This window comes from Paraburkholderia sp. BCC1876, from assembly GCF_902833695.1.
Lineage (GTDB): Bacteria > Pseudomonadota > Gammaproteobacteria > Burkholderiales > Burkholderiaceae > Paraburkholderia.
This window is the reverse complement of sequence record NZ_CADFGI010000022.1, coordinates 17251-29835: the sequence shown is the minus strand read 5'-3', so window position 1 is coordinate 29835 and position 12585 is coordinate 17251. Positions and strand designations below refer to the sequence as shown.

The window sequence follows — 12585 nt, the reverse complement described above, 5'->3', positions numbered from 1 at the left end:
GACGCGTTCAGCCTGCAGCAGTACGCCGCGCCGCAAGGTGAGATCGAAACCATGCTGGCCACTCTCTGGCAGGCATTCCTCGGCATTGAACGTGTCGGCCGGCACGACAACTTCTTTGCGCTCGGCGGGCACTCGCTGATGGCCGCTCGTCTGCTGAACCAGGTGCGCGTGACATTCGGTAGGGACGTCTCGCTGGGTGCGTTATTCGAGGCGCCGTCCATCGCCCTGTTCGCTGAAAGACTCAAGGCCCACGCAGTCCCACGGCAAGATTTTGGGGCGCTGAATGTTCTGCTGCCGTTGCGCACCCAAGGACAGCATCCGCCGTTGTTCTGCATCCACCCAGGCGGCGGGTTCGGCTGGCCTTATGCGGGATTGCTGCGCTTTCTACCCGATCGTCCGCTATATGCGCTGCAGGCGCGCAGGTTAAGCGAGCCGACTCGCCGCTTCGACACGATCGAAACGATCGCTGCTGACTATCTCGAACAGATCCGCTCGGTGCAGGCCACCGGCCCTTACCGCCTGTTGGGTTGGTCGCTCGGTTGTCACATCGCGCATGCGGTCGCCACCTTGCTGCTGCATCAGAATGAGCGGGTCGAGCAACTCATCATGTTCGACAGCTATCCGATCCCTCCCGCAATCGAGATGCCTCTCCCGCCGACCGACCTGCAAATTGCGAAGGTGCTGTTTCAGTCGCTGTCCGATACACCGTGGGAGGATGCTGACGTGCCGTCGTCGCCCGATGCGATCCGGCAACAGCTCAGTCGCGGAAGGGAGAGTGTCCACGGGCTGGGTGACGAAGTCTTCAATGCGATCTTCGACGAGTTAAAGGCCACGCCGGCGCTGATCTGCCAGTTCAGACCGGGCGTATTCGACGGTGATTTGCTGTTCTTCCGTGCCACCCGCACCGAACCGGACAATGCCTTGCTGGGCGAGTCAACCGCGTGGCAACCGTACATCGGTGGACATATCGTGACCCACGACATTGCGTGTCTGCACGAGAAGATGTTGCACCCGGAAGCCCTGGCGCTAATCGGCCCGCTAGTGGCCGCCGCGCTGCGATAGGGTCGATCGTCGAGACAACGGTGAGGAATTCCAGGAGATGGGGCCGCTGCCGTCAATGGTGAGGAATTCCAGGAGACGAGGTCACTGCCATTCACGGTGAGAATTTCCAGGAGGCGACGCCAGTGGGATCAGAGGTGAGCTGTTCCAGGAGATCGTGCGCAGGTCGCTGATCGGTGAGTCGATGCGAGAACGGAACAGCACCTATGACGTCTGGAAAAGCCTCCTAAGGTGAGGCGTTCCAGGAGATCGACTGCAAAGGTGAGCGATTCCAGGAGGTGAGAAAGTGTCATGTCGAATCCGCACCGTCGATATGGTGAGGATTTCCAGGGAGTACTTTGGCGACGTGCAGAACGACTTGCCGGGGCGATTGCGCAGACAACCGTCAGCTAAAAACGCCAAAGGTGAGGATATTCGGGAGCGGTCGAGGTGAGAATATCGCTACCTGTCCCCGCACTTTAAATTCAAAGGTGAGGGAATTCGGGAGCCTGGATCGGTGCCCGCATCCGCCGGTTTTCCGTCACGCTTGACGTTGGTTTACTGGGAAACTAATGTTCGCTTCGGCTCACTTCGAAACCTGTACGCTCGCATCAGCGCCCTGCAGAAAAGACAGCGTCACCCTACCCGCCTGCAAAAAACCGGCTGGCGCGAATCGAAACTCGTCCCCGAACTCGTTTATGTGGAACGCTTCCCCCAATGACGCCCAAGACTTTCGCCAAAGAGATCAAGGCCGCGCTCGCACCGCACGCCGACGCGCAGCGCGCGCCCGCCATGCGCGCCTACATGCGCGATCAGTTCGACTTTATCGGTGTGCCCACCCCGCTGCGGCGGCAAGCGGTGCTGCCGGTGTTCAAGCGGCTGGAGGTGGAGAACGCCGAGCATTTGTTGGCTTGCGCGAACGCCGTGTGGACGATGCCGGCACGCGAATACCAGTACATTGCGACCGACCTGCTGGCGCGCAAGTGGAAGACGCTGGCAGTAGCAGACATCGCGCATCTGCTGGAGATCGTGCAGCGCGCTTGCTGGTGGGATTGCGTCGACCCGCTCGCGGGCGTGGTCGGCGACGTGCTGAAGGCGGCGCGAACGCACACGCCGCAAGCCCAGGCCACCATGGATACGGCGCTTCAACATGACTCGCTGTGGGTGCGACGTGTGGCGATGATTCATCAGCTCGGCTGGCGCGATCACACTGACGAAACGCGTCTGTTCGGCTATGCCCGCTCACTGGCCAACGAAAGCGATTTCTTCATCCGCAAAGCGATCGGCTGGGCGTTGCGGGATTACGCTTGGCACGCGCCTCAAGCGGTGAGCGGTTTTCTATCGGCTTCCGGCGACATCATGTCGCCGCTCACCGTGCGAGAAGCGTCGAAGCATTTGCCGCCGATCCGCTAACCATCGCAATCGTTTATCTCGCGCCGGAGCAACTAGCACCTGTGCGATTGCGTCGCTTGACTCACATCAATCTGCAGGGAAGTAATCGCCGCCTCGTCGCCCTCGACCATTGCTGATGGGTACTCAGATCGACCCGTACCTCATCAAGGAGTCCGACGATGCCCGTCACGCTTACCCGGAAAGCCACCCTCGCCGACATGGTTCGCCTCGGCCGGAACCTGTCGGATTCGCTCGACAAGGCGGGCAGGGAACCCACTACATCGCCCGACGAATTGAGCGGGCGTCATGGCTACAATGCCGACTTCCTGGCAGGCTGGCGCATCGCCTTCCCCCAACCCGCCGGCGACATTCGCCCGCTTCGCCGGGGAGGGCCGGGCGCCGAACTCAGGTATCAAAACTTCTCGGTGATCATGTCGGCCTCGCGACGGCTTCCGCTCATCACCGCGGTCAATATCGACGGTGCGCATTCGCGGCAAGTGCCGCGCACCGACGTGTGGTGTTTCGACGGACGGCTCGACAAAGACGATCAATGGGGAGACGCGCTTTACGACGGCAACGCACTGGACCGAGGTCACATGGTGCGTCGAGAAGACCCTGTCTGGGGCACGCCGGAGGAAGCGCGCACGGCTAATGCCGACACGTTCCATTTCACGAACTGTTGCCCGCAAATGGCGAGTGTCAATCAGAAGGTCTGGCTGGGACTCGAAGACTACGTTTTGCGGCACGCCAGGGTGGATCGGATGCGCGTGTCGGTCTTCACCGGCCCGTACTTCGGCGCGAACGATCTGGCCTATCGCGGTGCGCTGATTCCGAAAGCGTTCTGGAAAGTCGTCGCGATCGTGACCGAAGACGGCCGTCCTTCCGCGACCGCCTATAAGGTCGATCAGGTGCAGGCGCTCGAGCAACTCAGGTTTGTCTACGCCGGGTATAAGACGTTCCAGATCAGCATCCGCAATGTGATGCAAAGCACGCATATCGATTTCAGCGCGCTCATTCCCTACGACGGGTTTTCTCAACATGAAGTAGCGCAAGGAACCGAACTGGTCGAGCCACTCGATTCCTTCGAAAGCATTCGAGTCTAAAGACGCCGGGCGCTATGCGCGCAGCTTGTATCAGCGGTGACAGCAGAAAAATTGGCCGATAAAGATTAACGGCTTTTCATTCGAAAACTTTAGCGATTTATTTACGGATTTTTATACGCGCCAGAACAGTGTAGTCATCGCTTAGTAACAAACCTCGGCAATACTCGGCAGCGCTGCAAGTGAGACCATATTTCGTACAAAACGCGCTGCTCCGATCGAGGGTTGACGCGAAGGCCAGACCCCGGGGGGTTCAAATGACTATCCGTCATCGCATCACGCTATTGGTTGTTTTGATGTTCGTCGCCTTGTCGGCGATCGGCGGCTACGCCGTTTATCAGACGCGCGGCAGCGCGGCCGAAGTACGCAAGGTAACGGAAGGTGTGGTGCCCAGCGCGCTCGCCTCCGCCGACCTCGTCTCGCAAGTCAAGGACGTGCAACTGGCCACGATGACGCTGGTCTACGCGCCCGATGCCAACATGGTGACGCAGGCGCAGGACGAGCTGAAGAAGAAAAAAGCCTCGCTGCAACAGGCGCTCGCCTTGCAGGCGAAAGACGCCGCGAGCCACGCGCAGCAAGGTCTCGTTTCGCAGGCCAACGACAGCCTCGAGAACTATTTCTCCGCGATTACCGAAACGGCGAAGATGAAGGCCGACGGCAAGAACGAACTCGCCCAGGCCTATCTGTTCGCCAACGTCGCGCAATACCGCGACGAACTCGAAGGCATTGTCGAGACCTTGCGCGTCGAGAAGAATCGCCAGAAAGACGACGCGATCACGGCGTTGAACGCCACGCTGTCGACCACCACCACGGCGATTGCCATCGTCACCGGCATCGCGATCATTCTGCTGACGTCGATCGGTTCGCTGCTGTACCGCCAGATCACACGCCCGCTGAGCCGCATGCAGGCCATGATGAGCGAGATCGCGTCGAGCCAGGACTTCACGCGCCGTGTGCCGGTGGGTCGACTCGACGAGATCGGTCATTCGATCGTCGCGTTCAACGGCATGATCGAGAAGATTCAGGAAAGCTCGGCGCAACTGAAGCAGAAAACCGCCGACATTCAGGCGATGTTGCAGAACATGCAGCAAGGTATTCTGACCGTGGTCGACGGCGCGGTGATCCACTCGGAGTACTCCGCGTATCTGGAAGACATCTTCGAAACGAAGGACATTGCCGGCCGCGACCTGATGGACCTCGTATTCGCCGACACCGATCTCGGTTCGGACGCGCTCTCGCAAGTCGACGCCGCCACGCACGCGTGCCTTGGCGAAGACTGCATGAACTTCGTGTTCAATCAGCATCTGCTGCTCGGCGAGATTTCGAAGCGCATGCCCGACGGCCGCGCGAAAATCCTCGACCTGAGCTGGTCGGCGATTACCGACGAAAACGACGTGATCGTGCGCTTGATGCTGTGCGTGCGCGACGTCACCGAATTGCGCAAGCTCGCGGCGGAAGCCAGCGAACAGCGTCGCCGTCTCGACATGATCGGCGAGATTCTCGCGGTCAGCGAAGAGAAGTTCCATCACTTCATCGAAAGTTCGGCCGGCTTTGTCAGCGAAAACGAGCGCATTATCCGCAAGCATTCGGAAGCGGATCACGCGGCAATCGCCGAACTGTTCCGCAACATGCACACCATCAAGGGCAATGCGCGCACGTATAACCTGCAGCATCTGACCAACGTCGTCCACGAAACCGAGCAGAGCTATCACGAACTGCGCCAGCCGGACGCGGACCGCCCGTGGGATCAGGATCACCTGATGCAGGAACTGACGCGCGTGCGCGAAGCGATCGAAAGCTACGCGAAGATCAACGAACATAGCCTCGGCCGCAAGGGTAAGGGGCCGGCCAACGAAGCGGGCAACGCCGGCCGTTTCGTGATGGTCGAGAAAGACGACATTCAACGCACGCTGAGCATGCTGGATCAGACCAACGCCGGCGAACTGCACGAACTGCAATCCATGCGCGACGCGATGCGCCGCACGCTGCGGGCGCTGGGCAGCGAGAGCGTGGCCGACGCGTTGTCGGGCGTGCTGGATTCGCTGCCGTCGCTCGCAAGCGAATTGGGCAAGCCGGCGCCGGACGTGCGGATCGACGACAACGGCTACCGTCTGCGCGGTCAGGCGGGCGGCACGCTGAACGACGTGTTCATGCATCTGCTGCGCAATTCGATGGACCACGGCATTGAAACCGCCGACGTGCGCGGCGCGCACGGCAAGACGCCGGCCGGTACGATCGATATCGAAGTGGGCGTGGACAGCGGCGCATTGCAGATCACGCTGAGCGACGACGGCCGCGGCCTCGCGCTCGAACGGATTCGCGGTATCGCGGCGGAACGCGGCTGGATCAACGGCGACGAAACGCTCAGCGACGAAGCGATTGCCGACTTCATTTTCCGGCCGGGCTTCTCGACCGCGGAAACGGTCACGGAAGTGTCGGGCCGCGGTGTCGGCATGGACGCGGTGCGTGCTTTCCTCAAGCGCGAGCACGGCAGCATCGAACTGCGTTTCACCGACGATCACAAGGGCGCGGCATTCCGTCAGTTTCAGACGATCGTCTGCCTGCCGGACAGCTTCGCGGTGGATACGCTCGGCGTGAACGCGCGCGGTGAAACCGGCGAGCTGCAACTCGACGCGATGGCGGACTGAGCGCGGGTCGATGCGCGTCGCGATGAACTTCGCAAGGAATGGTTGTGATTCAACAGTATGGTTTAGCGGCAGCAGCAGCCGGCAGCGCGATCACCGCGCTGCTGGCGTTTGCCCTCCACAAGCTGCATAGCGCGAAGCTGGCTGCACGTTTGCGTGCCGAAGCGGAAGCCCGGATCAACACGCTGATGGCCGAGAAGGTCGACCATGGCGACGTGCTGCGTCAACGCGAGCAAGCCGAGCAGGAACTGCTCGCGCTGACCGAGCAGTTGCGCGACGAGCTGCGGCAGCAATCGGCCAGCGCCGACGAACTGCGCGCAACGCTCGACGCCCTCACCGGCGACAAGGACCAGTGGACCCAGCAGGCTCAGCGGATCGCCGGCGAAGCCGCGCGTCTGAAGGGGCTGGGCGCGACCTTCGAGCGCTGGCACGAGCAGATGATTTCGCTGATGACGCAGAACCACGACATGCACGCGAAGAACCAGGAGCTGTCGTCGATCGTGCGGCATGTGGTGATCGTGTCGCTGAACGCGTCGATCGAAGCGGCGCGCGCGGGCCCGGCGGGCCGCGGTTTCGCGGTGGTGGCCAGCGAAGTGCGCGCACTCGCGGCGCGCTCCGAAGAGTTGTCGAAGAGCTATCGCGACAGTCTGCATCGCAACGACCTGACCACCACGTCCACGTTCCAGGACATTCAGGCGGGCGGCAAGATGATCTCGGCGTCGCTGGCGAGCGTCGAGTCGCTCGCCAATCAGTTTTACGCGAAGCTGCATCAGGTGCCGGCGTGATTTCCGACCACGCCAAAGACAGCTTCGAACGCATTTTTCGCAAGGCGGCGCAGGCGCGCTTGCCGCTGGATTCGAGCGACCTGTTCGAGATCGTACCGATCGACGACGCGAGCGCCGGCACGACCAAAGACACGCAGGTGGTCGTGCTGACCATTTCGTCGATCGTGTACCGGCTGTTGCTGATTCTCCATTTCGACGAGAACGACAGCGCGCGCCAGTACTACCTGAAAGAGGCCGACGAGCGCTCATTCAAGGAAGTCTTTCTGGAAATCTGCAATCTCTGCTGCGGGGCGATGAATCAGGAATTGCTGAATCACTTTCCCGATCTCGGCATGTCGACGCCGTATGTGCTGAACGCGCGTTGCCTGCCGCATTTGCATGAATTGAAGCCGGGGCTGCTGTCGTCGTATGCGATCACGCTTAACGGTGACGTGCGTCTCGCCGCGACGGTGTGCGTGTGCGCGCATGCACCGATCGACTTCGTTGCGGACACCAGCGCGATTGAAGAAACCAGCGGCGAGCTGGAATTGTTTTAACGACCCGGCGATTCGCCGCAGTGAGCAGGAACGCGACATGAACATGAACAAGCCGGTCAGCAAGGTGCTGGTGCTGGACGACTCGCCGCTGCACAAGGAAGCGCTGAAGCAGTTTTGCGACGAGAACAATCTGGTCGGCGTGAAAGTCGGCAAGAACCGGTTGCAGTCGGTGCTGCGCTCGAATATCGATCTGGGCGCGGTGCTATTTGCCGAGAGCTATGGCGGCTCGCTCGAAGCCAGCGCCGAGATCGCGATCCGGATCAACGCGGTGCGGCCCGAGTTGCCGATCATCATGCGGCGCGATAGCGAGGCCAGTGTGGACAGCCTGCCCGAGAGTCTGCGCCGTGTGATCTGCGCCGCCTATGTCGGGCACGACATGGCGCCGCTGCGCCAGGTGATCGACGAATACATTTTCAGCCTGGACTATCCGAACGCGTTGGTGCGCGGTATCGCCGACATGACGCAGGCGATTCTCGGCGACGTGTTCAAGGACCTCGTCATTACGTGCGACACGCCGTATATCGTGCGCGACCGCATTATCTTCGGCGAAGTGTTCAGCCTGATTCCGCTGGAAAGCGCATGGTGCCGCGGCTACATGATGATGCAAGCCGAAGAGGCGCCGATCCTCGACCTGCTCGATCGTTACCGGATGGTCGACCACGCGCCGGACGGCGAAGCGGACTTCCGCGATCTGAACGGCGTGCTCGGCGAGGTGACGAACCTGATCTGGGGTTCGTTCAAGAACCGCTATGTCGGCGACGCGGACGCCTGGCAGCGCAGCCAGGTGCAGGTGCCGCTGCTGGTGAATCACAAGCACCGGTACATCTCGTTCGGCAGCGGCAATCCGCAACTGTGCTTCATGTATTGGCTGAAGGACCCGCAGTCGGGTCGTTCGGTCAAGCTGCATCAACGTTTTGTGTTCAGCCTGAGCTGGTCGCCGGAAGACTTCAAGGAAGTCACGGATGACGTCGGCGCGATGGTCGAAGCGGGCGAACTGGATCTGTTCTGATTGTTGTCATAGGAAAAATCATGTCAAAAATTCTGGTGGTGGATGACTCGAGCACGGTGCGCGACGAAGTGGCCGGCTTTCTGAAAAAGAACGGCCTGGACGTCGATACGGCCGTGGACGGCAAGGACGGCCTCGCCAAGCTGAAGGCCAGCCCCGGCATCAAGCTGGTGATCAGCGACGTCAACATGCCGAACATGGACGGCCTGACGATGGTCGAAAAGATTCGCGGCGAGCTGGCGAACACGAGCGTCAACGTGATCATGCTGACGACGGAAAGCAGCCCGGCCATGAAAGAGCGTGGTAAGGCGGCGGGCGTCAAAGGCTGGATCGTCAAGCCGTTCAAGGGCGACGCGGTGCTGGAAACGTTCCGCAAGCTGGCAAGCTGAAGTCGGTAAGAGCGGCTGCAAAAGCTCGGCCAATGCAGTGAGATTGGCCAAAGGTGAGGTTTTTCGGGAGCCGCTCGCCCGTGATTTGCAAAGCACGATTCGCTATAACGGCGGCGGTTGAAACACGCTAGTCTCCCAATGACTGTGAACGACCCGGGATGACGAGTGATGGCCGCGATAACTTCAGGCAGTGCTGGCGCCGTAATGGCGGATGCCGTCGGCTTGTTCGTGCCTGGGTCTCTTCTGCGTATGCCGGTGTTTATGCCTGTGCCTGTGCGTTGGCTGGCGCAGGCCGCTTAAGGCGAGGCCGGACATGTGCCAACTGCTCGCCCTTAGCTGCGCCGAACCCACCGACGTCAGTTTCTCGCTGACAGGTTTCGCCGCGCGCGGTGGTCTCACGGATCATCACGTCGACGGCTGGGGCGTCGCGTTCTACGAAGACCGCGCGTGCCGCGTGTTCGTCGACGAACACGCGGCGTATCAGTCGCCGGTCGCGGCCTTTCTGAAAAGCTATCCGATCAAGTCACGCAATGTCGTCGCGCATATTCGCAAGGCGACGCAGGGTGGCGCGCGCGTCGAGAACTGCCATCCGTTCATGCGCGAGTCGCGCGGCCAGCAATGGGTGTTCGCGCATAACGGCGACCTGCGGCCGCTCGGTGAACCGGAGCCCGGTCCGTATGCGCCGGTCGGCACGACTGATAGCGAAGCCGCGTTCTGCTTCATCATGAATCGCCTGTACGCGCATTTCGCCGCGAATGCGAACGCAAGCACGGACGCAGACATCGACGACATCGACGCCGTATTCAACGTCATCGAACAGGCGACGCGCGCGCTGAACACCTTCGGCATTTTCAACTTCGTGTTGTCGAACGGCCAGGCGCAATTCGCCTATTGCTCGACGCGGCTCTCGTACGTGATTCGCCATTGGCCGTTTTCGCGCGCACGTCTGGTCGACGGCGATCTGAGCGTGGATTTTGCCGAGCGCGGCACGCCGGCCGATCGCACCGCGGTGATCGCCACCACGCCGCTGACCGACGAAGCGTGGACCGCGTGCCAGCCGGGCGATCTGCTGATGTTCCGCCGCGGCGCGCTGTTGCGCCGCGCCCACGTCGCCGTTCCCGCCGACGTGCTCGCCACGTCGAAATACGCGCTCTCCGAACAGTCCGCCGTGCCGGCGTGACGTCACATCGAAACGGGATTAGCGCGGCCGAAATCAAGGCCGCGCCACTGTCGCTTTCATATTCTTCGAAGATTTAGTTAGTTTGCCGACGCCCGCTCGTCTCGTATCGTTTCGCCAGTTTTAAACAAATACAACATCGATACGGGAACACGAATCATGAAGCGTCTTTCTCTCCTCGCATTGCCCGCCGGTCTTCTTCTGGCAGCCGGCGCTCAGGCACAAAGCAGCGTCACGCTGTACGGTATCGCCGATGCCGGCATCGCTTACGTCCACAACGCACAAGGTGCGAACGGCCAGAATCAGTCGTCGCTGGTGAAGTTCAGTAGCGGCAACGTCTCCGGCAGCCGCTGGGGCCTCAAGGGCACCGAAGACCTGGGCGGCGGTCTCGCCGCGGTATTCCAGATCGAGAACGGCTACAACCTCGGCACGGGCACGCTGGGTCAGGGCAGCCGCGAATTCGGCCGCAAGTCGGTGGTCGGTCTGTCGAGCAGCACGTGGGGCACGGTCACATTGGGACGCCAATACGATCCGATCGTCGATCTGGTTCAAGGCCTCACGGAAGACAACTACTTCGGCGGCACCTTCGCCTCGCCGGGTGACCTCGATAACTACGACAACAGCCTGCGCGTCAGCAACTCGGTCAAGTACGTGAGCCCGCTGTTCGCCGGCTTCCAGGTCGAAGCGCTGTATGGCGTGGGCGGCGTGGCCGGCGCGAGCGGCAACGGTCAGACCTACAGCTTCGGCGCGGCCTATGCGAACGGTCCGCTGTCGCTGGGCGCCGGTTACTTCTACGCCAACGGCGGCAATACGACGACGGGCAACGTGCGGACATGGACCAGCAGTTCCGACACGCTGTTCAACACGGTCATCAACTCGGGCTTTGCGAGCGCGAAGTCGATTCAGATCGTGCGGGTCGGTGGGCAGTACGTGATCGGCGCGGCAACGGTCGGTCTTGCGTATTCGAACACGCAGTACGCGACCGACGCGTTCTCCGCGTATCACAACACGGCGAAGTTCAACAACGGCTCGGTGTTCTTCAACTATCAGATCACGCCGGCGTTGCGCACGGGTGTCGGCTACAACTACACGTCGCTGACGGGTCCAAGCTCGGCGCATTACAACCAGGTCAACCTCGGTGCGGATTACGCGCTGTCCAAGCGCACCGATCTGTATGCGCTGGCGGGCTACCAGAAGGCGAGCGGCAACACGTTGAATGCGAGCGGAAAGGTGGTGAACGCACAGGCGTCGATCGGCAGTTTCGGTGTCAACTCGGGGACCAACAGCCAGGAGTTGGCGGTGATCGGCATCCGTCACAAGTTCTGATTGTTTGCATGAACGCACCGGCCGTCGTGATGGCGGCCGGGCTGCCGAATGTCTTCATTGCGGTCAAAGGTGAGGATATTCGGGAGCCGACGCGCGTCGGGCTATCCGTGAGTCCATCACGTCATTCCGCCTCACCCGTCAACAATTCCGACGACGATTCCCGCAAGCAGTCGCTGAACAGATCCGCTGCCGGCGCCGACGTATCCGCGCGCCACACCAGCACCACTTCACCCAGCGGTTCGAGGGGCGCGAGCGGCAGCACGCGCATCCGTCCACGGCTCACGTGATGACGCGCGACCGAGAGCGGCAGGATCGACACGAAGTCGCCGCGAATCAGCAGCGATAGATTCAACGTTAGCGAACTGGATTCGAGCGCGCCGCGATCGAGCGCGATGCCCTGCGCGGCGAGCGCTTCGACGAGCGTGGCAAAGGCCGGCGAGCCGCGCAACGGCGTGATCCAGCGCAGCGGGCGCAGATCGTTCCAGCTCACCGGCAGGTCGACCTTGCCGAGCGGATGGCTCGCGCCCACCACGAACACGAACGGCTCGCGATGCAGCGTCTGCTGGCTCAGCACGTCCTGATTGTCGGCGATGCGATTGCGTCCTAAGGCGAGATCGAGCTCGCCTTCGTCGAGCATTTTGACCAGCTTGTCGAGCGTCGTTTCGACGAACGACAGGGTCGCGGTCGGCGCCCGCCGCATGAATAGTTCGACCGCGTGTGCGATCAGCGGCTGCGGAATTGTCGTGACGGCGCCGAAGCGTACGTGACCGGCCGTGCCCGTGGTCAACGCGCTGACGTCGCGGCGCGCCAGTTCGATATGCCGCAGAATCTCGCGCCCGCGCGCGGCCATCACCTTGCCGATGCCGGTCAGCTCGACCGCATTGCCCACGCGCCTCGCGACGGGCACGCCGAGCGCTTCCTCGATTTCGCCGATCTGCTTCGAGATGGCCGGTTGCGTCACGTGAAACGCGGCCGCCACGCGCGTGACCTGACCGAGGTCGGCGAGACTCACCAGTATGCGCAGATGCGGCAGTTTCAGACCGCTGCGAAAGAAGCGGTCGATTGCGTCGTTTTCAGGGGTTGCCACCCAGATTGCCTCATGAACATAACTAAATGGTAATAACCCGCGCCGAAACGGTGATTTGCAGCGCGGTGCGCAACCCGGCTACGCTTCACTATCGGCGGGACGGT

General features: G+C 61.5%; 11 protein-coding genes. 10 read left to right on the top strand and 1 reads right to left on the bottom strand.

The genetic code is table 11. The annotated features are described in order from the left end of the window. The 10 genes from HWY05_RS37495 to HWY05_RS37450 form a co-directional block, all read left to right on the top strand. Positions 1 to 1062 (top strand): thioesterase domain-containing protein (locus tag HWY05_RS37495; protein ID WP_176061460.1); only part of this gene is annotated, 1062 nt, incomplete at its 5' end. A 693-nt stretch (positions 1063 to 1755) separates the two neighbouring features. Further along, complete coding sequence (locus HWY05_RS37490) at positions 1756 to 2451, top strand: DNA alkylation repair protein (protein WP_035560653.1); 696 nt, start codon at positions 1756 to 1758, stop codon at positions 2449 to 2451. Positions 2452 to 2609: 158 nt separating this feature from the next. Next, positions 2610 to 3533, top strand: coding sequence for a DNA/RNA non-specific endonuclease (locus tag HWY05_RS37485; protein ID WP_176061459.1), 924 nt, complete (start codon positions 2610 to 2612; stop codon positions 3531 to 3533). A gap of 254 nt (positions 3534 to 3787) precedes the next feature. Further along, complete coding sequence (locus HWY05_RS37480) at positions 3788 to 6178, top strand: HAMP domain-containing protein (RefSeq protein ID WP_035560660.1); 2391 nt, start codon at positions 3788 to 3790, stop codon at positions 6176 to 6178. Between the two features lie 44 nt (positions 6179 to 6222). Beyond that, on the top strand, positions 6223 to 6960 hold the full coding sequence (locus tag HWY05_RS37475; RefSeq protein WP_035560662.1) for a methyl-accepting chemotaxis protein: 738 nt from the start codon (positions 6223 to 6225) through the stop codon (positions 6958 to 6960). Then, entirely contained in the window at positions 6957 to 7496 is a 540-nt protein-coding gene (locus HWY05_RS37470) for a hypothetical protein (protein ID WP_035560665.1), read from the top strand. Before HWY05_RS37475 ends, HWY05_RS37470 begins: the two co-directional genes overlap by 4 nt. Positions 7497 to 7533: 37 nt before the next feature. Then, on the top strand, positions 7534 to 8505 hold the full coding sequence (locus HWY05_RS37465; RefSeq protein WP_035560668.1) for a chemotaxis protein CheX: 972 nt from the start codon (positions 7534 to 7536) through the stop codon (positions 8503 to 8505). A 20-nt stretch (positions 8506 to 8525) separates the two neighbouring features. Continuing rightward, the gene (locus tag HWY05_RS37460; RefSeq protein ID WP_035560669.1) at positions 8526 to 8891 is read left to right on the top strand and encodes a response regulator; all 366 of its coding nucleotides are present in this window, start codon (positions 8526 to 8528) and stop codon (positions 8889 to 8891) included. A 313-nt stretch (positions 8892 to 9204) separates the two neighbouring features. Continuing rightward, positions 9205 to 10071 carry a class II glutamine amidotransferase gene (locus HWY05_RS37455; RefSeq protein ID WP_176061458.1) on the top strand — a complete coding sequence of 289 codons (867 nt, stop codon included), beginning with the start codon at positions 9205 to 9207 and terminating at the stop codon, positions 10069 to 10071. A 156-nt stretch (positions 10072 to 10227) separates the two neighbouring features. Beyond that, positions 10228 to 11394, top strand: a complete 1167-nt coding sequence (locus HWY05_RS37450; RefSeq protein ID WP_176061457.1) for a porin — start codon at positions 10228 to 10230, stop codon at positions 11392 to 11394. A 121-nt stretch (positions 11395 to 11515) separates the two neighbouring features. Here the strand turns inward: HWY05_RS37450 and HWY05_RS37445 are convergent, their stop codons facing one another. Continuing rightward, on the bottom strand, positions 11516 to 12487 hold the full coding sequence (locus HWY05_RS37445) for a LysR family transcriptional regulator (RefSeq protein ID WP_035560678.1): 972 nt from the start codon (positions 12485 to 12487) through the stop codon (positions 11516 to 11518). Between the last annotated feature and the right edge of the window lie 98 nt (positions 12488 to 12585).

Coding starts and splice junctions, on each gene's coding strand:
- HWY05_RS37490 (WP_035560653.1), top strand. CDS start 1,756: ATGACGCCCAAGACTTTCGCCAAAGAGATCAAGGCCGCGCTCGCACCG.
- HWY05_RS37485 (WP_176061459.1), top strand. CDS start 2,610: ATGCCCGTCACGCTTACCCGGAAAGCCACCCTCGCCGACATGGTTCGC.
- HWY05_RS37480 (WP_035560660.1), top strand. CDS start 3,788: ATGACTATCCGTCATCGCATCACGCTATTGGTTGTTTTGATGTTCGTC.
- HWY05_RS37465 (WP_035560668.1), top strand. CDS start 7,534: ATGAACATGAACAAGCCGGTCAGCAAGGTGCTGGTGCTGGACGACTCG.
- HWY05_RS37460 (WP_035560669.1), top strand. CDS start 8,526: ATGTCAAAAATTCTGGTGGTGGATGACTCGAGCACGGTGCGCGACGAA.
- HWY05_RS37455 (WP_176061458.1), top strand. CDS start 9,205: ATGTGCCAACTGCTCGCCCTTAGCTGCGCCGAACCCACCGACGTCAGT.
- HWY05_RS37450 (WP_176061457.1), top strand. CDS start 10,228: ATGAAGCGTCTTTCTCTCCTCGCATTGCCCGCCGGTCTTCTTCTGGCA.